19 protein-coding genes and 3 tRNA genes are annotated in these 25,155 nt (G+C 61.7%); 10 read left to right on the forward strand and 12 right to left on the reverse strand.

The window, feature by feature from the left end:
• Positions 1 to 50: 50 nt before the first annotated feature.
• The 4 genes from D7I37_RS27220 to D7I37_RS01900 form a co-directional block, all read right to left on the reverse strand.
• Positions 51 to 335, reverse strand: a complete 285-nt coding sequence (locus D7I37_RS27220; RefSeq protein WP_242502912.1) for a hypothetical protein — start codon at positions 333 to 335, stop codon at positions 51 to 53.
• A complete protein-coding gene (gene pbpC, locus D7I37_RS01890) occupies positions 227 to 2,398 on the reverse strand; it encodes a penicillin-binding protein 1C (RefSeq protein WP_242502751.1) in 2,172 nt (723 codons plus the stop codon). The genes D7I37_RS27220 and pbpC overlap by 109 nt, the downstream gene beginning before the upstream one ends.
• A 49-nt stretch (positions 2,399 to 2,447) precedes the next feature.
• Entirely contained in the window at positions 2,448 to 8,402 is a 5,955-nt protein-coding gene (locus D7I37_RS01895) for an alpha-2-macroglobulin (protein WP_129543214.1), read from the reverse strand.
• Positions 8,403 to 8,534: 132 nt separating this feature from the next.
• On the reverse strand, positions 8,535 to 8,861 hold the full coding sequence (locus tag D7I37_RS01900; RefSeq protein WP_061797016.1) for a YqcC family protein: 327 nt from the start codon (positions 8,859 to 8,861) through the stop codon (positions 8,535 to 8,537).
• Positions 8,862 to 9,038: 177 nt separating this feature from the next.
• Between D7I37_RS01900 and D7I37_RS01905 the strand changes: the two genes are divergently transcribed.
• Positions 9,039 to 10,277, forward strand: coding sequence for an MFS transporter (locus D7I37_RS01905; protein ID WP_129543215.1), 1,239 nt, complete (start codon positions 9,039 to 9,041; stop codon positions 10,275 to 10,277).
• A 595-nt stretch (positions 10,278 to 10,872) separates the two neighbouring features.
• On the opposite strand, the gene syd is transcribed toward D7I37_RS01905, so the two are convergent.
• Complete coding sequence (gene syd / locus D7I37_RS01910; RefSeq protein ID WP_061796746.1) at positions 10,873 to 11,424, reverse strand: SecY-interacting protein; 552 nt, start codon at positions 11,422 to 11,424, stop codon at positions 10,873 to 10,875.
• Between the two features lie 63 nt (positions 11,425 to 11,487).
• On the opposite strand from syd, the gene queF reads away from it, so the two are divergent.
• The 3 genes from queF (at position 11,488) to xni (ending at position 14,684) form a co-directional block, all read left to right on the forward strand.
• A complete protein-coding gene (queF, locus tag D7I37_RS01915) occupies positions 11,488 to 12,333 on the forward strand; it encodes an NADPH-dependent 7-cyano-7-deazaguanine reductase QueF (protein WP_061796749.1) in 846 nt (281 codons plus the stop codon).
• Positions 12,334 to 12,505: 172 nt separating this feature from the next.
• Entirely contained in the window at positions 12,506 to 13,870 is a 1,365-nt protein-coding gene (gene ppnN, locus D7I37_RS01920; protein ID WP_061796751.1) for a nucleotide 5'-monophosphate nucleosidase PpnN, read from the forward strand.
• A 55-nt stretch (positions 13,871 to 13,925) separates the two neighbouring features.
• Positions 13,926 to 14,684 (forward strand): flap endonuclease Xni, encoded by a 759-nt coding sequence (gene xni / locus D7I37_RS01925; RefSeq protein WP_061796752.1) that lies wholly within the window; start codon positions 13,926 to 13,928, stop codon positions 14,682 to 14,684.
• A 32-nt stretch (positions 14,685 to 14,716) separates the two neighbouring features.
• On the opposite strand, the gene rlmM is transcribed toward xni, so the two are convergent.
• From rlmM to D7I37_RS01945, 4 genes are all read right to left on the reverse strand, one after another.
• Positions 14,717 to 15,820, reverse strand: coding sequence for a 23S rRNA (cytidine(2498)-2'-O)-methyltransferase RlmM (gene rlmM, locus D7I37_RS01930; RefSeq protein WP_095098993.1), 1,104 nt, complete (start codon positions 15,818 to 15,820; stop codon positions 14,717 to 14,719).
• Positions 15,813 to 16,208, reverse strand: coding sequence for a DUF423 domain-containing protein (locus D7I37_RS01935; protein ID WP_095098996.1), 396 nt, complete (start codon positions 16,206 to 16,208; stop codon positions 15,813 to 15,815). The genes rlmM and D7I37_RS01935 overlap by 8 nt, the downstream gene beginning before the upstream one ends.
• A gap of 51 nt (positions 16,209 to 16,259) precedes the next feature.
• Positions 16,260 to 17,177: a transcriptional regulator GcvA gene (locus D7I37_RS01940; RefSeq protein WP_061796757.1), complete on the reverse strand. Its 918-nt coding sequence runs from the start codon at positions 17,175 to 17,177 to the stop codon at positions 16,260 to 16,262.
• Positions 17,178 to 17,560: 383 nt separating this feature from the next.
• Positions 17,561 to 17,785 (reverse strand): YgdI/YgdR family lipoprotein, encoded by a 225-nt coding sequence (locus D7I37_RS01945; protein WP_061796759.1) that lies wholly within the window; start codon positions 17,783 to 17,785, stop codon positions 17,561 to 17,563.
• A gap of 195 nt (positions 17,786 to 17,980) precedes the next feature.
• Here D7I37_RS01945 and csdA point away from each other — a divergent pair, with 195 nt between their 5' ends.
• Both csdA and csdE read left to right on the forward strand, forming a co-directional pair.
• Entirely contained in the window at positions 17,981 to 19,186 is a 1,206-nt protein-coding gene (gene csdA / locus D7I37_RS01950) for a cysteine desulfurase CsdA (protein ID WP_129543216.1), read from the forward strand.
• A 19-nt stretch (positions 19,187 to 19,205) separates the two neighbouring features.
• Positions 19,206 to 19,640 carry a cysteine desulfurase sulfur acceptor subunit CsdE gene (gene csdE / locus D7I37_RS01955; RefSeq protein WP_061796763.1) on the forward strand — a complete coding sequence of 145 codons (435 nt, stop codon included), beginning with the start codon at positions 19,206 to 19,208 and terminating at the stop codon, positions 19,638 to 19,640.
• Here the strand turns inward: csdE and tcdA are convergent.
• Both tcdA and mltA read right to left on the reverse strand, forming a co-directional pair.
• Positions 19,631 to 20,437 carry a tRNA cyclic N6-threonylcarbamoyladenosine(37) synthase TcdA gene (gene tcdA, locus D7I37_RS01960; protein ID WP_129543217.1) on the reverse strand — a complete coding sequence of 269 codons (807 nt, stop codon included), beginning with the start codon at positions 20,435 to 20,437 and terminating at the stop codon, positions 19,631 to 19,633. The two genes, csdE and tcdA, sit on opposite strands and share 10 nt — an antisense overlap.
• 86 nt (positions 20,438 to 20,523) lie before the next feature.
• Entirely contained in the window at positions 20,524 to 21,660 is a 1,137-nt protein-coding gene (gene mltA / locus D7I37_RS01965; RefSeq protein WP_061796767.1) for a murein transglycosylase A, read from the reverse strand.
• Positions 21,661 to 21,876: 216 nt separating this feature from the next.
• Here mltA and D7I37_RS01970 point away from each other — a divergent pair.
• From D7I37_RS01970 to D7I37_RS01980, 3 genes are all read left to right on the forward strand, one after another.
• Positions 21,877 to 21,953: transfer RNA gene (locus D7I37_RS01970), tRNA-Met, on the forward strand.
• Positions 21,954 to 22,015: 62 nt separating this feature from the next.
• Positions 22,016 to 22,092, forward strand: a tRNA-Met gene (locus D7I37_RS01975).
• Between the two features lie 63 nt (positions 22,093 to 22,155).
• Positions 22,156 to 22,232: transfer RNA gene (locus D7I37_RS01980), tRNA-Met, on the forward strand.
• A gap of 90 nt (positions 22,233 to 22,322) precedes the next feature.
• On the opposite strand, the gene amiC is transcribed toward D7I37_RS01980, so the two are convergent.
• A complete protein-coding gene (amiC, locus tag D7I37_RS01985; RefSeq protein ID WP_129543218.1) occupies positions 22,323 to 23,576 on the reverse strand; it encodes an N-acetylmuramoyl-L-alanine amidase AmiC in 1,254 nt (417 codons plus the stop codon).
• A gap of 240 nt (positions 23,577 to 23,816) precedes the next feature.
• On the opposite strand from amiC, the gene argA reads away from it, so the two are divergent.
• Positions 23,817 to 25,142 (forward strand): amino-acid N-acetyltransferase, encoded by a 1,326-nt coding sequence (gene argA / locus D7I37_RS01990; RefSeq protein WP_061796773.1) that lies wholly within the window; start codon positions 23,817 to 23,819, stop codon positions 25,140 to 25,142.
• Positions 25,143 to 25,155 lie beyond the last annotated feature (13 nt).

Below are 25,155 nucleotides of genomic sequence, written 5' to 3' on the forward strand. Positions count from 1 at the left end.
ACGTAAAAGCCCAAATTCCGGCGCGAGTATAACAGGCGTGCGGCGCGGCGCTAGTTAACCCACTCGATGGTCACCAGCCGGCTGTCGGCCCGGCCGCGATCGTCCACCGCCCGGATGCGGTACTGCCCGTTGTTGACCGGCCGCCAGTCGATGGCCTTTTTGCTGGCGCTGCTGCCGAGATAGATATCGTCGACAAACCAGTACAGCGTTTTGCTGTCGGCGTCGGTCACCGCATTGAAGGCGATCTTGTCGCGCCCCTGCTGCGACTGGCGCAGGGTATAGGTGGTGTTCTTGAGCGGCGAGGTGATGCGCGGCGGGTTGCCGCCGACGGCGATGCCGTTATCCCTGCAGCGATTGAGCGGCGGCGCGCGCTTCGGCAAGCCGGCCTGGGCGAAAACGTTGGCCAGATCGGAAGGCCAGAACTCAAACACCTCGGTGCGGGTTTCGGCCGGATCATAGGGCGGGCAGGCGACTTCGCCGCTGTGAATATCCAGCACCACCGGGCGATAAACGCTGTCGACCTTGATCGGCGACTTGCCGGGAATGAACCAGGTTTTGCCCTTCTGCCGGCACCAGGGGTAGGCAGATCGCCGCTGGCCAGGCAGATATCCACCCGCCGCAGCCGCTTCGGCCAGGCGTGCTTCGGCTCCTGCAGGGCCGGATCGCTGGCGTTCACGCTGTCGACGATGTTGAAAAACAGCGGAGCGGCCGCCTCGGCGCCGACCAGCGCGTTGTTGCCCCGGCTATCGAAGTTGCCCTCCCACACCACCAGCACATAGGGTCCGAAAATCCCCACGCTCCAGGCATCGCGAAATCCCCAGGAGGTGCCGGTTTTCCAATACACCGGCAGCGACGACGAGCGCTGCGCCAGGGTATCGCCCGGCCGCCGATGCTGACGCAGCATGTCCAGCGTAATGAAGCTGGCCTCTTCGCTGAGCAGGCGCACCGGCGGCGTCTGCGCCTCGCCGCGCAGCATGCGTAACGGGCGCAGCTCGCCGCGGTTGGCCAGCAGCGCGTACAGCTTCGCCAGCTCCTGCGCCGTCACTTCGCCGCCGCCCAGCACCAGCGAGAGCCCATAGTGATTCTCGCTGGCCATATTGGCGACGCCGGCCAGGCGCAGAAACTGATAAAAGGTCGGCTGCCGCAGCTGCGACGCCACGTAAACCGCGGGAATATTGCGGCTGAAGTTCAACGCGTCGGTGGCGGTTACCGGCCCGAGGAAGCGCCGGTCAAAATTTTCCGGCGCGTAGGCGCCGAATGACGAGGGCACGTCTTTCAGGATGGTCATCGGATGCAGCACGCCCTGCTCCATGCCCAGCGCATAGATAAAGGGCTTCAGCGTCGAACCGGGAGACCGCTTGGCGTTGGTGCCGTTCACCTGCCCCTGGATCGGGCGGTTGTAATAATCGGCCGATCCCACCAGCGCCCTCACCCCCATGTCGCGGCTGTCTACCAGCAACACCGCGGCGTTGTGAATCCCCCGGCTTTGGTTGCGGGCGATGAAGGCGTCCACCTGCCGTTCGACCAAGCGTTGAAGCCGCGCATCCAGCTGGGTGTCGACGCGGGTATCCCGCCGGACCAGCTGCTGGGTCTGCCGCCGCAGCTGTTCGATAAAATGCGGCGCGATATAAGGCATCTGCTCGGGCTGGCGCAGCGCCAACGGCAGCCGAAACAGCGCCCGCTGGCTGCCGTCGGTGGCGTAGACGTTCTGCCAGCGCTGGAACAGGCGGCTGCGCGCCTGCGTCAGCGCAATCCCCAGCACGCCGGTTTTCGGCGCCAGGCGGTAGCTTGGCGACTGCGGCAGGACGGCCAGCGTCAGCGCCTCGGGCAGGGTCAGATCCCGCGGCGCCTTGCCGAAATAGATCAGGCTGGCGGCGCCGATGCTTTCGATATTGCGGCCGTAGGGGGCGTAATTCAGATAGGCTTCCAGAATGTCGCGTTTGGAATAGCTCAGCTCCAGCTGTAGGGCGCGCAGCACCTGCAGCAGTTTGCCCCCCGGCGTGCGGGTGTTGAGATGCCAGCGCATGCGCGCCAGCTGCATGCTGATGGTCGAACCGCCCTGCATCTTGCCGCCGGCGACGTAGCTGCGCCAAAAGCCGCGCATCAGGCCGATCGGGTTGAATCCGGGGTTGTAGTAGAACCAGCGGTCTTCGTGCAGCAACAGCCCGCGCACCGCCAGCGGTGACACCGCGTCGAGCGGCGTCCACAGACGATAGCGTTCGTCGTTGGCCAGGGTGATGCGCAGCAGGGCGCCGTGACGATCGTAATAAACGGATGACAGGGGCAGGCCCCGAGACAGCGGCGGATGCGGCCATAGCCGAATGGCGGCCAGCGTCAGCGCCAACAAAAATACCGCCATCAGGCCGTTTTGCAGCCAGGGTGTTTTCAGGATTTTCATGCGTTCTCACTGCCCCGGCGCCAGACGCTTGCCTGGCGCCGATCGCCGCCTAGGGGTTGTCAGCCGGCACCACCACCAGCTTACCGCTGCCGACCGACATGGCCTGCACTTCACGATCGTACATGGCTTCGCCGTAGGCCGGCGGAATAACAAAGCTGCCGGTATTGGTGGCCTTGATCTGATAAACGAACTCCTGCACCGCGGTGCCGGCGCTGCCGTAAATGATCACCCGGTCTTCGCGGATATCGCTGTAGTCCGGCGCCCAGCTGGAGCCCGCGGCGGCCAACGGCGACCGCCAGCCGCCGGCCGCGTCGCCTTCGCCCTCTTCGCCGCCCGCCTCCGGCGGCGTTTGCTGCACCACTTCGAACCCGCCCGGCAGCAGATCCACGATCGCCAGATTGCTCTGCCCCTCTTTGGTATTGGCGCGGATTTTCAGATGCACGTTGACCTTCTGCCCCAGCCGGACCTGCGCCAAGGGTTTGCCCTGCTCATCGGTGTAATCTCGGGTGATCTCCAGGCCGCGCGACAGCGCCTTCTGCGGTGCCGCCAGGTCATAACCCGACTGCGTCACCACGTACCAGGCCGGCGCACCGCCCTCGTTGCTGAAGCGCAGCGCGGCGGCGTCAGCGGTAAACCGCCCCTGAGCGAACAGCCCCTGCAGCGCCGCAATGCCCCGCGGCTGGCCGCCCCGATCGAGTTGGGCGATGCCCAGCGCGCCTCCGGCGGCAGGCTGCGCCGTCACCTGGGCCGAATAGCTCTCCAGCGCCAGGATGCTCATCGCCGAGGAATAGGTGGTGTAGCGCTCTTCTTTCAACGCCCGCACCATGTTCTCCAACACCTGAGGCGGGATCGACGCCACCTTCTCCGGGAAGTGGCGGGTAATCAAATAGAGCCGCGTCGCATCCTGCACCAGCGGATCGAAATAGTTCTGCGTCCACCAGGCCTGGTCATAGGCCTTGCTCAGCTGCTGCCAGCTCGGCTGCAGCAACGCGGCCGCCTCGTCATCCATCTTCAGCAACCGATAGGATGACGCCAGATACAGCGCGCTCAGGTCGGTTTTCCAGTGGTCCGGATAGCGTTTTTGCAGCGTATCCTGCACCGCGGCCAGCGAGTTGGTGGTCACTTCCCCCTGGCGCGTCAGCAGATAGACAGCCCAGCTGCGCAGACGCAGCAGGTACAGATCGTCAAAGCCGCTGGCCGCCAGCTCGCGCAGCGCGCCGTTGGCTTCGTCGAGCATGCCCTCCGGCAGCGCATAGCCGGCCTCTTTCGCCTCCAGCAGGTACTGCACCACATAAGGCGTGACGAAAGGATCGGCGTCCGGCGATGACCGCCAGGCGCCGATCGCCCCGCTGTCATTCTGGCGCGAGCGCAGCACGCCAAGCAGAGTATTCAGCTGTTTGCCGACCTCCGCCTGGCTCAGCCCGCTCTGCATTTCCGGATGGCGACTCTGCAGCATCAGCGGGATGGCGCGGCTGACGATCTGTTCCGAGCAATAATAGGGGTAATCCGCCAGGTACTGCGCCAGCCCGCGGGTCAGCACCAGCGGCGAATGGGATACCGCCGCCCGGCGCTGCGCATAGGCGTCGAACATCTGGCGCAGGCCGTCGACCTTCTGGCTGGCGCCGCTCATCCGTCCCATCACCGACTGGGTGCGATACGGCATCGCCGGGCGCACCGAGGTGCTGATGGTGCGGCGGCTGGCTTTGTCGCCGTAGCGCGCGTCGAACACCAGGGGCGCGTCCCCCAGTGCGGCCCTGGCGCGCAGGCGGAAGTTGACCACCCCCTCGCGTTTTTCCGCCAGCGTCAGGCTTTGCGCGGCGTTGCCCACCACCTCCAGCTGCGGCGGCGGCGTCAGCTGAAGGTTCACCGCGACCGATTGGCCATTCAGCCCTTCAAGGTTGTTGCTGACGCCCACGCTGACGTCGAACTCATCGCCGGGCGCGACCATCGCCGGCACGTTTGGCGTCATGATGAAATTATCGCGCACCGTCGCCGCGGTTTGCGCCTTGCCGATTTTGTCCGGCGTCGCCGAGATCGCCATCACGCGGATTTTACCGTTGAAGTAATCCGGCACCGGATACACGAACTGTTTCTCGCCGTTCACTTCGCCGATGCCGGACCAATAGGCCACCGGCTTGTCGCGCTTGCGTTTGAACGGGTTCAGGTTGAGATCCAGCCCTTCGCCGCCATCGCCGCCCGGCGCCGCCGTCAGCGCCATCAGCTTGCTGAACTCCGGCAGGATCAGGTCGAGGATCTGCGAGCTGCTCACGCTCAGTTCGCGTTTGCTGAAGAAGAACTCCAGCGGATCTTTCAGCCGGTAGCGGGCAACCTGCAGGATGCCCTCGTCGACGGCGAACAGCGCCACCTGCTGCGGGCCGTCGGTTTTCACCGTCATCGTCAGGTTTTCACCCGGTTTGATCACCGCCGGCGCCGTTATCTCCAGCCCGTTCTGCCGCGCGCGGGTGCTGATTTTGAACGGCATGACGCCGTAGCTCAGCGGGCTCATGAAGATCTCGCTGGAGTTGACGTCGCGCACGAACTGCACGTTAACGTAACCGTTGCCCTCCATGCCGGCCGGCAGGCGAATTTTCTGCACCGAGCTGGTGGTGTCGGTGTGGAACCACTGCCAGGCGTAAACCCGATCCTTTTCGATGGTGATCAGGCCGCTGCCGGTATAAGGGGCGGTGATCGCCACCTCTATCTCGTCACCGGGCTGGTATTCCGCCCGGTTCAGCTTCAGCTTCAGTTCGGCGTTGCGGTCCAGCGAGCGGCTGAGGTTGGCGTTGCCGGCCACGCTGTAGGCGACGCGGTTCAGCGTCTTGCCCTGCGCATCCTCGACCGCCAACACGAAATCGCCCGGCTTATCGGTGGCGAGCCGCAGGTCGTTGCCCCGTTCGCTCAGCGCCAGCGGCTGCTCCGACAGCGGAATTTCCTTCATCTTCGACTGGTATTTGTAAACGCCCGAATCCTGCCTGGTCAGCACGGAAATGTACTTCTGTTCGATCAGCACCCGCTTCAGGCCCGGCAAGGCGATCTGTTTCAGCGTCGGATCTATGGCGATCACGTTCAGGTGGCGCACCGCATCGCGGTTGATGTAGCCCAAATCGCCGTCGGCCTTCACGCCCACCAGATAATCATAAGGGGAGACCAGCGTCCGGGCGGTGGCCGCCACCGAGCGCCCGCCGCCGGCGACAAAGGCTTCCGACAGCAGCTGCAGCTGGTAAGTGGCGTCGCCATAGGACTTCAGGTCCAGCGGAATATTGGCCGCTCCCCGCTCATCGGTGGTGCGGTCTTCCAGCTCGGTTTCGAAGCCGTCGTTGTTGCGGCGGTTTTCGTAGAAGGCGTAATCAGGGTAGCGATCGAAGCTCGGGTACGTCGGCCGCAGCGTCAGCTTCGAGGTCACCCGACGATCCTGCGCCGGGGTGCCGAACAGGTTCTGCACGTCGATGCCGGCCTGCAGCTCCGAAGGTTTCACCCAGCCCTGCCGGCGATCCGGCGTCAGTTCCAGCTTCACCTTCAGTTGATCCGGTTCGAACTCTTTCACGTTGACTGAGGTATGGCCCAGCAGCGTCGAGGTGTCGTTGTTCTTGCCGATCAGGTACAGATAGACGTTCCACTCGCCGGTCGGCGAATTTTCATCGGTGGCATAGCTCAGCTCATTGAACCCGCTGGCGCCGAGGGTCAACGGCAGCGTGGCCATCAGCTTGTCGCGCGGATCGCGCACCTCGGCGCGCACCGGCACGCCGGCCAGCCCCAGGCTCCAGTCGGCGGCGCGGGTGATCAAACCGATATTGAAGGTATCGCCCGGGCGGTAAACGCCCCGATCGGAGAACAGGTAGCTGCCGAGCGCGCGCGGATCGGTCGGCGTTTCTTCGCCGGCAACGTCGAAACGCGAGAAGTCCAGCCCGCGATCGTGATAACCGCCGGTCGGCAGGAAGGAGACATCCCCCTCTTTCTCCACCAGGAACATCACCGGCTGGCGCTCATGGGTATAGACATCCAGCGCCGGGAAACGCACGTGGCCATTGGCGTCGGTCGTCCGGTTGAGCAAAGCGACGCCGTTTTTGGCGATCACCGACACCTTCGCGTTGCCGACCGGCGCGCCGCTGTGGATCGACTGTACGAATACATCGTGCGTTTTATCCTGCGAACGTTTGGCGACGATGCCCAAATCGGTCACCACCACAAAACGCGAATCGCCCACCGGGGCCGCGTCGTCGCCCTCTTCCTGCCGTTCGGCGTCTTCTTCCGCCTCCGGCTTCTGGTTCGGCTGCCATTCGGACAGCGTCAGCAGGAACACGCCGCGGTGGGAATCCGGGTTGGTGGACAGATAGCGCGAGAGGTCGATGCCCCGGTAATTCGCCTCGCCCGGGCGATCGTTATTGAGCGCCGTCTGGTATTTGAAATGCTCGGTGAAGTATTGGTCATTGAGCCGGTTAAATTCCGCGGAGGAGTATTCGCGGCTTTTCAAGGAAACGATGTGCTGCAGCTGGCTCGGGATCACCCGCTTGATGTCCAGCCGCAGCCCGGCCACGTTGCGCGCCGCCACGCTGATTTGCTTGTCGCCGTTAACCGACAGCAGCGAGCCCTGCGACATGAACCGCAGCGATTTCGGGAATTCCGGCACCTCGACCACGCGATAGGCCTTTTTCGGCATTTTGTAGCCGCCCGAAGAGACCAGCTGATTGTCGATCTCGATCAGCATAAAGCGGTGCGCCGGCGCGTCGAACCTGAAGCTGAACTGCGGCTGATAGGCCTCTTCCGCCTCGTTAAGCGTCAGGGACAGCGGCGTCGACTGCGCCAGCACGTTTTTGGCGAAGCTGTCGGTATCCCACTGATGGAAATCATCCGCATCCCCGGCCGCCGCGGGATCGTTGGGATCGTGCTGCGGCAGCAGCCAGGCTTTGACGCCGCGCGCCAGCGCCTTATCCTTCACCGCATCGCTGAAAACGAGGATCAGGGCGCGTTGCCCTTTGGCGCCATCGGCATCCACCACCTGAGCGCTGACGTCGTTCAGCGCCAGGCTGTACAGGTTCGGCACCGCCACCCAGTTGCTCTTCGCTTCGCCGACGGCGTTGGCGGGCAGCGTCGCTTTGACGCCCTGGCCGACGGTCAGATGCACCGCCCCGCCCTGATCCAGCGCCTGCAGCGGTTCGGAGTGGACCCAGGCATTCAATTTTTTCTCATCGTAAACCAGCGAGAAATTGAGCTTTTTCTCCGACGCGGCGTTGCCTTCTTTCAGCCCCAGCGAGACCTGTTTTTCAAAGCTGGCGACATCCACCGGCGCATTGAACTTCAGGTTGAAGATGGCGCTGCGCTTTTGCGGATCCTGCGGATCACGGTAATACTCGGCCTGCCCCAGGCGGTAGTCGAAGGCCGGCACCTTGAAGGTATAACGGGTCGTGGCGAGTTTGATCTGCGGCGCCAGCAACGTGGCGGGATCGAGGTTGACTTCGTATTGCGCGCCCATCGGCAACGGTTTTTTCGGCGTGAAGACCAGGGTCCAGCCGTTGATCCAGCGCCACTGGCCTTCAGCGGCCGGCTTGAGCCGGATCCCCTGGCTGACCGCCTTGCCCACCCCGGTCAGCGGCGCCGCCGAGTTGCTGAACGCCAGGCTCATCGCCTGCGGCGACAGCGTCTGCGCGGCGTAATCAACCGGCTCGGGATTGGCAACCTGCACGCTGGTTTGCTGATACGCCAGCGGCGCCGGCTCGATCGGCTGCGGCCGATTCTGCCACCAGTGCCAGCCGTAAAAGGCGCCGCCCGCGGCGCACAGCAACAGCAGCAACGCCAGGCTGATGGCCTTCGGGTGTTGGTCCACCCCGCTTTCCAGCCGCGCAAAGGCCCGCGGCAGCGCCCCCCACCAGGCCGGCGCGCGCCAGTCGATATTGCCGACCAAGGGCCGCAACAGCCGCCCCAGCAGCGCCAACGCCAGCGCCAACAGGCGAAACGCGGCTTTTACCAGAGTAAAAGGCAGACGAAGGACAAACCTTAATAAATCCATTATTGCAGCACCTTATCATCCTTTGCAGATCCCCGAGCCATCGGGTCCGAAAGACGCCGCCGAATGCCTGTCCTGGCGTCTGCGTACTACATTACTATGCCGGCTGGTGAAAAAACGCGACTGCCCGCCGGATCAGGCGTCTTTATTCAACATCAGGTCCAGCCGCTGCAGCAGCACCAACAGCGGCAGGCAGTTCGGATCGTTGTCCTTCAGCGCCAGTTCAAAATACGGCGTGAGGGCGAAACGCGTCGGCAACGGCGCCTCGGCATCCAGCAGCGCGTGCATGCGCGGCAAAAACACCCACTGCAGCCAGGCTTCGGCCGGCATGGTGTCGACGCAGAAGGGTTCGGGGCTGGCGAGCGCCTCAGGCTCAGGCGGCGCGGCCTGCCACAGGCCCAAATCACGCATGGATTGTTCAATCGCCTGCAAACTGTGGCGAACCTGATTATGTATACTCATCTGCATTCCCGATCTATTTTCATCATGATGTTCAGCCGCATGGCTGAAAGGCGGCAAAGCATAGCATTTTTATAGCCTAAATTCGGCTGACGTGACGCTCGCGGCGGTTTTTATCTGGTGGCGCCCGCCGACCCACGGCACAATAAGCCCACCGAATACTCCATACAGATTAGACAGATGTCAGCCACCACACAGACAACAAATCACGCCACGCCCGGCAAGGCCATGCTGGCCTCGGTCACCGGCTACGCCATGGACGGTTTCGACCTGCTGATCCTCGGCTTTATGCTGCCGGCCATCAGCATTGAGCTGGGGTTAACCTCATCGGCCGCCGGTTCGCTGGTCACCTGGACGCTGATCGGCGCGGTGCTGGGCGGCGTGATTTTCGGCCACCTCAGCGACCGTTTCGGCCGCATCCGGGTGCTCACCATCACCATCCTGATGTTCTCGCTGTTTACCGGCTTGTGCGCCGTGGCGCAGGGCTACTGGGATCTGCTGGCTTACCGCACGCTGGCCGGCATCGGGCTGGGCGGCGAATTCGGCATCGGCATGGCCCTGATCGCCGAAGCCTGGCCGGCGGAGAAGCGCAACCGCGCCTCGGCCTACGTCGGCATGGGCTGGCAGCTGGGCGTGCTGGCCGCCGCCTTCTTCACGCCGCTGCTGCTGCCCCATATCGGCTGGCGCGGCATGTTCCTGGTCGGGCTGCTGCCGGCGCTGGTGTCGTTCCTGATCCGCCGCACCATGGGGGAGCCGGAAGCCTTCACGCGGCAGAAAGATCTCGGGTCGTCGCTGTCGTTCGGCCAACGCCTGCGCCTGCTGTTTAAGGATCGCGCCACCAGCAAGGCCAGCGTCGGCATCTTCATTTTGTGCTCGGTGCAGAACTTCGGTTATTACGGATTGATGATCTGGATGCCGACCTACCTGGCGAAAAACTTCGGTTTCTCGCTGACTAAATCCGGCCTGTGGACGGCGGTGACGGTGATTGGCATGACCTTCGGCATCTGGCTGTTCGGCCTGTTGGCCGATCGCTTCGCCCGCTGGAAGATTTTTATCGTTTATCAGGTTGGCGCCGTGGTGATGGTGATCGGCTATGCGCAGCTGAGTGATCCGACGCTGATGCTGTTCGCCGGCGCGCTGATGGGGATGTTCGTCAACGGCATGATCGGCGGCTATGGCGCGCTGATTTCCGATACCTACCCGGTACAGGCCCGCGCCACCGCGCAAAACATCCTGTTCAACCTGGGGCGCGGCGTTGGCGGCTTGGGGCCATTGGTGATCGGCGCGCTGGTGACGCAGGTTTCTTTCACGGCGGCAATCAGCCTGCTGGCGGCTATCTATCTGCTGGATATTTACGCCACGCTGTTCCTGCTGCCGAAAAAGCAGGTCTCCGGCGATACGCTGGGCGCGATTGGTTAACGATGGCGATAGGTCGGACGGGAACGGCCGGCGACAAAAAAGTTGGGGGCACTGCGTTAACAGTGCCCCCGGTTCGTTTTATAGCTGTCCCGCTACACAGTGTGCTCCCTGCTCAATCCTTGAAAACTTTTCCTGCGGTCATCCGGACCAAAAGCTCCATGCATCATCCTGCAGCGCCGTCCTGACGCGGTTCCTCAGTCTTCCTGACCCGCCGACGGTCCTGTGCCGGCTCTCAATCTCCGTCCTGGAGGTGTCCCTGGTTTCAATCCTGAAACATCCTGGGCATCTCCTGACGCCATCCTTCGCTCTTCGTTGAGCGCATCCCTTTCTTCATCCTGAAGCTGCATCGTCCTGATGCTTTCCCGCTCCGCCGGTTCCCTTCCGGTAGGCATAAGATCGCCCAATTCCCCCGCGATCACAAGGGCTTGGCCGGTAGCGCAGGTTAATTTTCCCCTAAGAGTTATCCTAAAGAATTTCTAACCAATTGATCTGGATAACAATAAGCCCAACCGGCCGCGGCGGGCAGGGAAAATTAAAAGCGATCTCTCACAGCCCGTGTGAGAGATCTCTCACAAGGAAACGACCGATTTCGGCCTCAGGCCGCCAGCGTCGGGCGCAATGCGTCGAGAAAATTCCCCAGCGTCGCCGCCAGCAGCGTGCGCTTATCGCTGCCGAACTGCTCCAGCACCACGTTGCCGCTGACGTTGCACAGCGACACCATGGTCATTTCGGATTCGGTGGTGGCCAGGAACAGGGTCGGCGACAGCTTCAGGCGTTTCTGGGTCACCAGATGGCCGATCAGGTTTTCCTGCAGGCGAATGAAGTCGTCCTCGCTCCAAACCTGCAGCAGGCTCAGGCGGTGCTCGCCGAACCGGGCGTCCATGTCGCCCGCATACTGCCGGGTGTAAAAAAGGTGCGCATCCGGCTGCAGCCTCAGTTCCAGCGCGGTCTCCACCTTTTCCAGCGTCGCGGCGGGGGTGAAAGGCTGCGGCAGCCACCACACCTCGTCAGCGCGATTTTCCACGATGCAGGGCGACGGCACGCCATACAGCGCCTGGCTGGCCGGCGCATGGCCGCGTTCCTGCCGCCACAGCTCGACATAGCGCTGGGTGAATTCACGCAGGGCGTGGGTGACATCGTGATCCATATTTATTCTCGCATACGTTAAACTGGGGGCCATTGTACCTATCTATTACCAAGGTGACAGCAGATGTCCTCATATCAAGACCACCAGGCCCTGTCGGAACTGACGCTGGGCAAACCCACCGCCTATCGCGACAGCTACGACGCCGCTCTGCTGCAGGCGGTGCCGCGCAGCATGAACCGCGAGCCGCTGGGTTTGTCCGCCGACAGCCTGCCGTTCCACGGCGCGGACATCTGGACGCTGTATGAGCTCTCCTGGCTGAACGCCAACGGGCTGCCGCAGGTGGCGGTGGGCGAAATCAGCCTCAACGCCGACAGCCTCAACCTGATCGAATCCAAGAGCTTCAAGCTGTATCTCAACAGCTTCAACCAAACGCCGTTTGCCGACCGGGAAAGCGTGCGCGCCACGCTGCAGCGCGATTTGTCCGCCTGCGCCCAGGGAGAGGTGAGCGTCACCCTGTTCAGCGTCGAACAGCTCGAAGGCAGCGCTATCGCCCGCCTGGAGGGAGAATGCATCGACCACCAGGACATTCGCATCGATAACTATGAGTTCAACGCCGACTACCTGCAGAACGCCGCGGGCGCCGAGGTGGTGGAAGAACGGCTGGTCAGCCATCTGCTGAAATCCAACTGCCTGATCACCCATCAGCCGGACTGGGGTTCGGTGCAAATCCATTATCGCGGCGGGAAACTCGACCGCGAGGCGCTGCTGCGCTATCTGGTGTCCTTCCGCCATCACAATGAATTCCACGAACAGTGCGTCGAACGCATCTTCAACGATCTGATGCGCTATTGCCGCCCGCAGAGCCTGACGGTGTACGCCCGCTACACCCGCCGCGGCGGGCTGGACATCAATCCGTGGCGCAGCAACGTCGACTTCTCGCCCGCGCACGGCCGCCTGGCGCGCCAATAAGTGCGCAACGCTGCTCAACAACTGAGCTAACGAGCGGTTTGTATTGGTAAAAGTCAGGTGACGGCGGTAAGGTTAAATCAGGTGCGCCATCAGGCGCGCGCCGCCCATAACGAGATGCTGTTTTGCTGCGTATGGATTACTACTGCCCCGCATCGGGAGCGAAGGAGTTACCTTGATTACACACATCAGCCCGCTTGGCTCTATGGATTTGTTGTCGCAGCTGGAAGTAGACATGCTGAAGCGCACCGCCAGCAGCGACCTGTACCGCCTGTTCCGCAACTGTTCGCTGGCCGTGTTGAACTCCGGCAGCCAGACCGACAACAGCAAACAGCTGTTGTCCCGCTATGAAACCTTTGATATCAACGTGCTGCGCCGCGAGCGCGGGGTGAAGCTGGAGCTGGTCAACCCGCCGGAAGACGCTTTCGTCGACGGCCGCATTATCCGCTCGCTGCAGGCCAACCTGTTCGCCGTGCTGCGCGACATCCTGTTCGTGCACGGCCAGATCGACAGCGCCGGCCGTTTCCAGCACCTGAACCTGGAAAACTCGGCCCATATCACCAACCTGGTGTTCTCCATCCTGCGCAATGCCCGCGCGCTGCATCTGGACGAAGATCCCAACATGGTGGTGTGCTGGGGCGGCCACTCGATCAACGAAAACGAATACCTCTATGCGCGCAAGGTCGGCAGCCAGCTGGGCCTGCGCGAGCTGAACATCTGCACCGGCTGCGGGCCGGGCGCGATGGAAGCGCCGATGAAGGGCGCGGCGGTCGGCCATGCGCAGCAGCGCTACCACAACAGCCGCTTTATCGGCATGACCGAACCTTCGATCATCGCCGCCGAGCCGCCTAACCCGCTGGTCAACGAGCTGGTGATCATGCCGGACATCGAAAAGCGCCTGGAGGCCTTCGTGCGCATCGCCCACGGCATCATCATCTTCCCGGGCGGCGTCGGCACGGCGGAAGAGTTGCTGTACCTGCTGGGCATCCTGATGAATCCGGAGAACAGCGAGCAGGTGCTGCCGCTGATCCTGACCGGGCCGAAAGAGAGCGCCGATTACTTCCGCGTGCTGGATGAGTTCATCATGAATACGCTGGGCGACGAGGCACGCCGCCACTACAGCATCATCATCGATGACCCGGCGGAGGTGGCGCGTCAGATGAAAAAAGCCATGCCGCTGGTGAAGGAAAACCGCCGCAACACCGGCGACGCCTACAGCTTCAACTGGTCGATCCGCATCGCGCCGGATCTGCAGCTGCCATTCGAGCCGACCCATGAAAACATGGCCAATCTCAACCTGTACCCGGATCAACCGGCGGAGCAGCTGGCCGCTGCGCTGCGGCGCGCGTTCTCCGGCATCGTGGCCGGCAACGTGAAGGAAAACGGCATTCACGCCATCGAGCAGTTCGGCCCTTACAAGCTGCACGGCGAACCGCAGATGATGAAGCAAATGGACAGCCTGCTGCAGGGCTTCGTCGCCCAGCACCGCATGAAGCTGCCGGGCAGCGCCTACGTGCCCTGCTATGAAATCGTAGCCTGACTCTCAATCCCGGGCGGCGCGACGGCCGCCCTTCTTTTTTCTGACCTTGCAGCCCATGATGATACATCTACTGATTGTCGACGCCCTGAACCTCATCCGCCGCATCCACGCGGTGCAGGGTTCCCCCTGCGTGAACGCCTGCCGGCATGCGCTCGCGCAGCTGATTCAGCACAGCCGGCCGACGCACGCGGTGGCGGTGTTCGACGAAGACGACCGCAGCGAGAGCTGGCGCCACCAAATCCTGCCCGACTACAAGGCCGGCCGCTCGCCGATGCCGGAGAACCTGCAGCAGGAAATGCCGCAGCTGCGCCGGGCGTTCGCCGAACTGGGCGTCGCCAGCTGGCATTCGCCGGGCAACGAAGCGGACGATCTGGCGGCCACGCTGACGGCGAAAATCGCCGGCGGCGGCCATCAGGTCACCATCGTTTCCACCGACAAAGGCTACTGCCAACTGCTGGCGCCGCAGGTGCAGATCCGCGATTACTTTCAGAAACGCTGGCTGGACCTGCCGTTTGTCCAACAGGAATTCGGCGTTTCACCGCAGCAGCTGCCGGATTATTGGGGGCTGGCGGGTATCGGCAGCAGCAAGATCCCCGGCGTAGCCGGCATCGGCCCCAAAACGGCGGTGTTGTTGTTGCAACAGCGGGGAAGTCTGGATGGGCTGTACCAGGAACTGGAGCAGGTGCCGGAGAAGTGGCGCGGCAAACTGCAAAAACACCGCGAGCTGGCTTATATCAGCAAACGGGTCGCCACGTTGCGTACCGACCTGACGCTGGACGGCAACCTGCAGCAGCTGCGTTTGCCGATAAACTAAGGGCGCTGCACGCAGCGCCCCTTGGCGATAAATCAGTCGCGCTCGTCGCGCCGGCCGGGAACGGCCGACCACATGCGGCGCACGTGCACGGTGATCTCTTCGCGATCGTGATACAGCTGCTTGGCATGCACCTCGGCGCTGATGCCCGCCGCCGCCAGCGCTTCGCGGATGCTCTGCAGGTTCTGCGACACTTCCTCGTAACGCTTTTTCATCGGCAGCTTCAGGTTGAAGATGGCTTCACGGCACCAGCCTTTCACCAGCCACTGGATCATCAGGCTGGTCACCTTGGCCGGTTTTTCCACCATGTCGCACACCAGCCAGTAAATTTTGCTGCTGGTCGGTTCGAATTTAAAACCGTCGGCGCGGTGGTGGGTGACCTGTCCGGTCTCCATCAGGCTCGGCGCCATCGGGCCGTTATCCACCGAGTGCACCATCATGCTGCGCTTCACCAGCTGATAGGTCCAGCCGCCCGGGCAGGCGCCCAGATCGACCGCGTGCATGCCGCTGGCCAGGCGTTCGTCCCACTCGTCGGCGGGAATGAAGACGTGAAACGCCTCTTCCAGCTTCAGGGTGGAGCGGCTCGGCGCATCCGACGGGAAGCGCAGGCGCGGAATGCCCATATAGAACGGCGAGTTGTTGTTGCTGAAGGAATAGCCGACGTAGCAGCACCCCGGGGCGATAAAGAACACGTGCACCACCGGGCGCGTCGGGTTCTCACGCGCCATCAGCACTTTCTGTTCGCGCATAGCGGCGCGCAGCGGCACCGTCAGCTTGCGGCAGAACTTCATCAGCTCTTTGCTTTCGTTGGTGTCCGGCACTTCCACCCGCAGCTCGCCGCCGCGATCGACCACGCCGATCAGCATGCCGACGATCGGCGATACCCGATCTTCCGGCGGCAGGTCACGCAGCAGCTCCCCCACCACCAGCATCTGGCGGGCGAAAATCAGCTCGCGGAACGGGATTTCCCGCGCCAGACGGTCGGCGTCATCCGGCTGATAACATTCAAACAGCACGTAGCCGCTGTTGTCTTTCACTCGGGCAAAGCCGAAAACTTCCAGCTGGGCTGCCTTGTCGGTAATTTCCGCCGCGCACTCTTTCTCAAAGCCGGGGCGGCAGTACAACGCAATCTTATTCATGGCGCTCGGCCTTTTTCCTCAGACGCAAAGCGCCAATCAACATCAATACCCAGCCAATCAGGAAACATACGCCGCCAACCGGCGTGATATAGACCCAGACCTTCAGGTGCGACAGCGCCAGACAGTACAGACTGCCGCTGAACAAAACGGTGCCGAGCGCCAACAGCGCCCCGCTCCAGTAGAACCACAGGCTCACGCGGCGCTGCATCGCCACCGCCAACGCCAGGATGGTCAGGGTATGAAAGCCCTGATATTCCAGGCCGGTGCGGATCCAGGCCATTTCATTGGCGCCGAGCGTACCGCTTAATACGTGCGCGCCGAACGCGCCCAGCGCGACAAACACAAAGCCGCTGATGGCGGCAAAAATCAGCATGGAACGGCTGCTCATCGTTATTTACCCTATAAAAGAAAATCGGCGGCTGCCTGCCGGCAACCTGCCTTATTGTTCGTAGCGAAAGCGGAATTTCTCCTGCTCGCTGGCTGCCCGCGCCAGGATCCACTGGCGGAAGGCGGCTATTTTACCCAGTTCTGCCTGGCTGTCATGACATACCAGATAAAAAGCATTTTTACTGACCAGCACATCATTGAAGGGACACACCAGGCGCCCGGCCTCGATTTCGGTTTGCGCCATCACGTTATTCACCAGCGCCACGCCCTGGCCATGCACCGCCGCCTGCACCACCATGGCGCTGTGGCTGAAGATCGGCCCCTGCTGCACGTTGATGTGCTGCAGCCCCAGTTGGCGGGTATAGGCCAGCCAGTCGCGGCGGGAAGTATCATGCAGCAGCGTATGATAAGCCAGATCGTCCGTCACTTTTAACGGATGATCGCCGGCCAACAGGCTCGGCGAACACACCGGCAGCAGATATTCCGCATACAGACGCTCGGCGCGCAACCCCGGCCAGTTGCCGCGGCCATAGAAAATCGCCACGTCGACGTCGTCCGCCAGCTTGTCTTCTTCGCGGTCCACCGCCTGGATGCGCACGTCGATGCCCGGATAAGCTGAGTTAAAGCCGGAGAGCCTCGGCACCAGCCACTGAATGGCGAAACTGGGCGGCAAACTGACGGTCAGCGCCCCTTTGGCGCTGCGCGCCTGCAGCTTGCGCGTCGCCTCGTTGATCGAGGAAAAGATTTCCTTGATGTCGAGGTAGTAGCTTTGCCCTTCCTCCGTCAGCAACAGCGAACGGTTGCGGCGCCGGAACAGCTTCAGGCCGAGAAAATCCTCCAGCGACTTGATCTGGTGGCTCACCGCGGCCTGGGTCACAAACAGCTCCTCAGCCGCTTTGGTAAAGCTCAGATGACGGGCGGCCGCATCGAAAACGCGCAGCGCATTAAGGGGGGGTAAGCGTTTAGACATTAATTAGCTACTTTTGTGTAACAATAATCCGAATGATTCGGCGTCAAAAATCAGGCGGCGTTGTGTGGCACGCCATGGGTTGAGTATAACAAACTATTGCCATTAGTTTTTTTAATCCGAGCCATTATAATTTGTCCGTTGAGGATGCGCCAGCAAATACCTATAGTGGCGGCACTTCCCGGGCCGGAACGAAAAGGGATTGGGTGTCGAGGACGCCGATGAACTTTTGGCTTGTGGTTGTGATGTTGTGTTTGCAAATTGTCCGGCAATCCGGACGTGGTAGCTAAGCTACTGTTTTTTCACTTCCTGTACATTTACCCTGTCTGTCCATAGTGATTTTATGCAGCACCGCAAGATTTGCGGTGCTTTTTTTTGCCTGACGTTTACTGGTCGCTTTCGACCATTTCTTTCACGTCGGCACGGTTGATCTGCTGCTCAACGCCGTTGGCGTCCTGATAGCTGATCATGCCGGTGTCGTTGTCCACTTTAGGTTTGCCGTCAGCGACAATGGTGCGGCCGTCATTGGTATGCATCACGTAGTTGCTGGAGCAGGCTGCCAGAGTGAACGTAAGCATCAGGGCAGAGATAACTGCGGCTGTTTTCTTCATTGTGGACTCCTTGTAGTTTTAAATGCTGTGAAAAACCCTTTATGTTATTCAACGCTATCATTTAGCGCGCAATCAACAGCATAACAAACCTTACGGAGATTGCCAGGCGATAAGTCCTAATGAGCGGGATAACTTGTCTCCGGCGGCAAAATAGGACAGGATCAGCCATCGACTCAAGCCAGTGACAATCAGGGTATGACGCCTTTTAACCCCAGCATTTTTCGCCAGCAGTTTCCCGCCCTCGCGCAGGACGGGATCTACCTGGACAGCGCCGCCACCGCGTTAAAACCGCAGGCGGTGATCGACGCCACGCAGCAATTTTACCGCGACGACGCCGCGACCGTGCACCGCAGCCAGCACCGGGCGGCGCAGGATCTGACCGCCCGTTTTGAGCACGCGCGCAGCCAGGTGGCCGCACTGATCAATGCGCCTTCGGCCGATGACATTGTCTGGACGCGCGGCACCACCGAGGCGATCAACCTGGTGGCGCAGAGCTATGCGCGCCCGCGTCTGCAGCCGGGCGACGAAATTCTGGTGAGCGAAGCCGAGCACCACGCCAACCTGATCCCCTGGCTGATGGTGGCGGAACAAACCGGCGCCCGGGTGGTGAAGCTGCCGATCGGCGCCGATCGCCTGCCGGACCTGAGCCTGCTGCCCGCCTTGCTCACCGACAACACGCGCCTGCTGGCGCTGGGGCAGATGTCCAACGTCACCGGCGGCTGCCCGGCGCTGGCGCAGGCCATCTCTCTGGCCCACGACGCAGGCGCGCGCGTGATGATCGACGGCGCCCAGGGCATCGTGCACTGCCCGGCCGACGTTCAGCGGCTCGATATCGATTTCTACGCCTTCTCCGGCCACAAACTCTATGGCCCGACCGGCATCGGCGCGCTGTATGGCAAAAGTGACCTGCTGGCGCAGATGGCGCCCTGGCAGGGCGGCGGCAAAATGCTGCTCCAGGCGTCGTTTGACGGCTTTACGCCGCAAAAAACCCCGCACCGCTTCGAAGCCGGCACGCCGAACATCGCCGGCGTGCTGGGGTTGGCCGCCGCGCTGAGCTGGTTGGGCGGCCAGGATCTGGCGGCTGCCGAGGCCTACAGCCGCGGCCTGGCGGACCAGGCCGAACAGCGGCTGACGCGGCTGCCTGGCTTTCGCAGCTTCCGCTGTTCAGGCTCCAGCCTGCTGGCGTTCGATATCGCCGGCGTCCACCACAGCGATATCGTCACGCTGCTGGCGGAACAGGGCATCGCGCTGCGCGCGGGCCAGCACTGCGCCCAGCCGCTGATGACCGCGTTGGGCGTCAGCGGCACCCTGCGCGCCTCCTTTGCGCCCTATAATTCTCGGCAGGACGTCGACGCGCTGGTGGCCGCACTGGTCAACGCCATCGACCTGCTGGCCGACTAAACCGATGACCGGAGACGCCATGATAGCCCCCCACCCCTTTGGCCGTGAAATCACCGCCGAGGCGCTGATCGCCGCCTTTACCGCGCAAAAGCAGTGGGAAGATCGCTATCGCCAACTGATTATGCTGGCGAAGCGGCTGCCGCCGCTGCCGGAGGCGCTGCGGGATACGGAAATAGAGCTGAGCGGCTGTGAGAACCGGGTGTGGCTGGGGCATCAGCGGCTGGCCGACGGCACGCTGCACTTCTACGGCGACAGCGAAGGCCGCATCGTGCGCGGCCTGCTGGCGGTATTGCTGACCGCGGTGGAAGGCAAAACGCCGCAGCAGATTACGGCGCTGGATCCGCTGGCGCTGTTCGAGCAATTGAACTTGCGCAACCAGCTCAGCGCCACCCGCGCCAGCGGGCTGGCGGCGCTGGCCGCCGGCGTGCAGACGATCGCCGCCCGCTACGCCTGACGCGCCGCCTTGGCCACCATCTTCTTCAACGCATGGGACACCGCGACAAAGCCAAAGGTGGCGGTGACCATGGTCGCCGCGCCAAATCCCGCGCTGCAGTCCATGCGTTTCGGCCCCTCCGCCGTGCTGCGCGAGGCGCACACCGAACCGTCCGGCTGCGGATAAACCAGCGGTTCGCTGGAAAATACGCAGTCGATGCCCAGTTTGCCCTTGCCGTTTTTCACCACGTTGAAGTCATGCTTCAACCGCTCGCGCAGCTTGGCCGCCAGCGGATCCTGGACGGTTTTCGCCAGATCGGCCACCTCGATTTTGGTCGGGTCAATCTGCCCGCCGGCGCCGCCGGTGGTCACCACCGGTATCTTGTAGCGCCGGCAATAAGACAGCAGCGCCGCCTTCGGCCGTACGCTGTCGATCGCGTCGATGACATAGCTGAAGTTATGGTCCAGCAGCTCGGCGACGTTGTCCGGGGTGATGAAATCGTCGACGCAGGTCACGCGGCATTCCGGATTTATCGTCAGAATGCGCTCGGCCATCACCTCGGTTTTCGACTGGCCTACGTGCTGGCGCAGCGCATGGATCTGGCGGTTGGTGTTGGTGACGCAGACGTCATCCATGTCGATCAGGGTAATGGCGCCGATGCCGGTGCGCGCCAACGCCTCGGCCGCCCAGGAGCCCACGCCGCCGATGCCGATCACGCAGACGTGAGCCTGGACGAACAGCGCCAACGCCTGCTGACCGTACAACCGTGCCGTGCCGCCAAACCGCTGCAGATAGGCTTCTGAATAAGCTGTGCTCATAACGCGTTAATTACCTTCGTAGTGCAAATGATAAGGGCCGGAAGATCCGGCCCTTGCGGGTCAATATCGTTGCGGCGACTTCACCGTTAGCGGGTAACCAGCAACGAACCGCCGTTGTTCTGCGGCTTGGCGCTGAACAGCTGCGCGCCACCGGAGCCTTTCAGCACCCAGACGCGGCCATAGTGGTTATAGTAACCCGCCGAGTGGCCGGCGTCCGGCCCGATGCCCTGGTACATGTCAAAGTGCTGGCCCTTGATGGCGCCGCCGACGTCCAGCGCGACCATCAGGCGCATTTCATATTTTCCCGTGAATTTGCCCTTGTTGTCCAGCAGCGGCACTTCGGCCAGCAGCGTGGTGCCCGCCGGGATCAGCGAACGGTCGGAGGCCACCGAGGCCTTGGCGATCAATGGCACCGCGCTGGCGCCTTTCACCGGCGCGAAAGATTCCGGCCTGAAGAACACGAAGGACGGATTCTGCTCCAGCAGCTCGCGCACTTCCGCCGCGCTGTGGCTATCGGCCCACTGGCGGATCGCCTGCATCGACATATCCGCCTTGGCCACTTCGCCGCGGTCGATCAACACCTTGCCGATGCTGCGGTAAGCGTGGCCGTTCTTGCCGCCGTAGCCGAAGAACACCAACGGCTGACCGTTGCCGTAGTCCACGTAGCCGCTGCCCTGGACTTCCATCATAAAGTTGTCCATCAGCGAGTTGGTGTAAGCGATGATATAGCGGTCGTCCAGCGCGCCGGAATAAATGCCCGCGCGATCCGGCAGGCGGCCCCGGCCCTTCGGCGGCATGCGGTACAGCGGATAACGGAACTCGCCCTGTTGGGTGTAGCGCGCCTGCACCACCGGCGTGTAGTAGCCGGTAAACTGCACGTTGCCGTAGTTGTCCACCCCTTCCATCTGGTAAGCGCTGAGGCCGTACTGGCTCAGTTGCCGGGTATCAGCGCCCGCGGCCATCCAGTTTTGCACCGCCTGGAAGGTGGTGGTATTGCGGTTGAAGAGCGAAGGAGAGGCGTACTTGATCTCCATCAGCTGACTCGAGTAATCCCTGGCGTTAACCGGCACGCCTTTGGCGTTGGGCTGATTGACCAACTCCAGCGACTGCTCCAGCCGGCCGTCCTTATATTGCTGCCCACGATCGGTCGGCTTGGACGAACACCCCGCCAGCACCGCCACCATTAACCCGCCCAGCAGGTATTTGCCCCAACGTCCTTTCATCGCGCACGCTCTCAAACTAATATGATCAACCGGCTGAACGATAACAAAGGCTCCTTGATAAAGGAATCGCTGCAAATAAAAAAAACCGCCCAGAGAATAATGATGAAAAAGAACGCAAATTGCGGGCAATTTCAGCAGAAAAACGGGTTTAACCCAATAAATAGCAAAAAGGGTTTGCAACAAAATGCACGGAGAGTATAGTGCGCATCCATCGGACGCGGGGTGGAGCAGCCTGGTAGCTCGTCGGGCTCATAACCCGAAGGTCGTCGGTTCAAATCCGGCCTCCGCAACCAACCGATACTGCAACGGCGGTATCAGATAACAGGTTGGATTCGATGAAAAAGTATTATACGGACGCGGGGTGGAGCAGCCTGGTAGCTCGTCGGGCTCATAACCCGAAGGTCGTCGGTTCAAATCCGGCCCCCGCAACCAACCGATACCGTACCAGCGGTATCACATGAAAGGTGGGTTTCGATAATACGGTATCAAGACGGACGCGGGGTGGAGCAGCCTGGTAGCTCGTCGGGCTCATAACCCGAAGGTCGTCGGTTCAAATCCGGCCTCCGCAACCAATCTTGATAACAACAGATAAGCACCCTCAAGGGTGTTTTTTTGTATCTGAAATCCGCCGAAGCCGGCCAGGCCTGCACCCGGCCCCAAGGTTATCTGCCCGCCAGCGCGCCGCCGTTGGCGAAATACGCCTTGATCCCCGCCAGAATCGACTCCGCCACCTGCTGCTGAAAATGGCTGGTGCGCAGCTTGCGCTCTTCTTCTATGTTGCTGATGAACGCCGTCTCGACCAGAATCGACGGGATGTCCGGCGCTTTCAACACCGCAAAACCGGCCTGATCGACGCGATTCTTATGCAAACGGTTAATTTTGCCCATCCGGTTCAGCACTTCCTTGCCGAATTTCAGGCTGTCGTTAATGGTGGCGGTCTGGATCAGATCGAACATGGTGTGATCGAGATAGCGATCGCCGCTCTTGCTGACGCCGCCGATCTGGTCCGAGGCGTTCTGGGTCTGCGCCAGGAACTTGGCCGCCGAGCTGGTGGCGCCCTTGGTCGACAGCGCAAACACCGAGGAGCCGCGCGCCGCCCGGCTGGTGAAGGCGTCGGCGTGAATGGAAACGAACAGGTCGGCGCGCTGCTTGCGCGCCTTGGCGACGCGCACCTTGAGCGGAATGAACACGTCGTCGTTGCGGGTCATGAATACCTTCATATTCGGTTCGCGCTTGATCAACGCGCTCAGCTTGCGGGCAATCTGCAGCACGATGTCCTTCTCGCGCGTTTTAAACTTGCCGATGGCGCCGGGATCTTCACCGCCGTGGCCGGGATCCAGCATGATGACGATCGGCCGGTCGCGCCCCGCCTTGCCGGCCTGCGGCGCTTCCGCCGGCAGCGTGCGCTCCAGATCGCCCTTGTTGTAATCTTCCAGTAACGCCAATAGCGGATCATACTCCTCGCCGCCGCCGCCGCCCTTGGTGGGATAGAGGTCCATCACCAGGCGGTTGCGATACTCCGGTACCGGCGCCAGCGAGAACATATGCGGACTGACGCTTTGCTTAAGCTCCAGCACCAGCCGCACGGTGTTTTGATCGAACTGGCCAACCCGCGCCTGTTTGAGATAGGGATCGTCGGCGCGAACCTGGCCGACAATGCCCTTGAGCACGCTGTTGAGGTGCACGCCTTCGATATCCACCACCACGCGGTCGGGATTGGTCAACGCAAACTGTTTGTATTTCAGTTCAACGTTAGATTCGAGCGTGACGCGGGTATAGGTAGAAGAAGGCCAGACGCGCACGGCGATCACGTGTGACGATGCGGCGAAGCCTACGCGACTCACACTCAGCAACCAGCTGGCGGCAACCCCCTGCAATAAACGACGGCGGCCCAGATTGTGATTTGAGTTTGGCATGCGACTCCGGCAGTGATAACAGATTACAACAGATGAAAAAAACACCGGTCAAACGGGAATGCCGAAAACTTTAACCAATCATGCCAGCCCTGTCACCAGAAAATCTTTTTATGGTTTTTCAATTTATTAACGATTCAGCGCCCTTAGCGAGAGAATTGAGATAATTTCCCGCTTGCCATTGGGCCAAGAAAAGAATAAAAATACAAAAATATCGTATAAATATGCAAAAGAGGTTTGGCCGTGAAGGAACGTAGTACAGAGCTGGTTCAAGGATTCCGTCACTCAGTTCCCTATATCAACGCCCACCGCGGCAAGACGTTCGTCGTCATGCTCGGCGGGGAAGCCATCGAACATGAGAATTTCTCCAACATCGTCAACGATATCGGGCTGCTGCATAGCCTGGGCATTCGTCTGGTGGTGGTTTATGGCGCGCGGCCGCAGATCGACAGCAATCTGGCGCAGCATAACCTCGAACCGATTTATCACAAGCATACCCGGGTTACCGACGCCCCGACGCTCGAGCTGGTCAAGCAGGCCGCCGGGCTGCTGCAGCTGGACATCACCGCCCGGCTGTCGATGAGCCTCAACAATACCCCGCTGCAGGGCGCGCACATCAACGTGGTCAGCGGCAACTTTATCATCGCCCAACCGCTGGGCATCGATGACGGCGTGGATTACTGCCACAGCGGGCGCATTCGCCGCATCGACGAAGAAGCCATCCACCGCCAGCTCGACAGCAACGCCATCGTGCTGATCGGCCCGGTAGCGGTGTCGGTGACCGGTGAAAGCTTTAACCTCACCTCGGAAGAGGTCGCCACCCAGCTGGCGATCAAGCTGAAGGCGGAAAAAATGATCGGCTTCTGTTCGTCGCAGGGGGTCACCGATCAGGCAGGCGATATCATTTCCGAACTGTTCCCCAACGACGCGCAAAAACGCATCGAAGCGCTGGAAGAGAGCGGCGACTATCACTCCGGCACCGTGCGCTTCCTGCGCGGCGCGGTTAAGGCCTGCCGCAGCGGCGTGCGCCGCAGCCACCTGATCAGCTATCAGGAAGACGGCGCGCTGGTGCAGGAACTGTTCTCGCGCGACGGTATCGGCACCCAAATCGTGATGGAGAGCGCCGAACAGGTGCGCCGGGCGACGATTAACGACATCGGCGGCATCCTCGAGCTTATTCGTCCGCTCGAGCAACAAGGCATACTGGTGCGCCGCTCGCGTGAGCAGCTGGAGATGGAAATCGACAAGTTCACCATTATCGAGCGCGACAACCTGACCATCGCCTGCGCGGCGCTGTACCCGTTCCCGGAAGAAAAAATCGGCGAGATGGCCTGCGTGGCGGTGCACCCGGACTACCGCAGCTCATCGCGCGGTGAAATGCTGCTGCAGCGGGTGGAAAATCAGGCGCGGCAAATGGGCCTGCAGAAGCTGTTCGTACTGACGACCCGCAGCATCCACTGGTTCCAGGAGCGCGGCTTCACGCCGGCGGAGGTCGACGTGCTGCCGATGCAAAAACAAGCGCTGTACAACTACCAGCGCCGCTCCAAAATTCTGCTGGCGGACCTGTAATTTCTGCGGGCGC

Source organism: Serratia sp. 1D1416 (genome assembly GCF_003641105.1).
Lineage (GTDB): Bacteria > Pseudomonadota > Gammaproteobacteria > Enterobacterales > Enterobacteriaceae > Serratia > Serratia ficaria.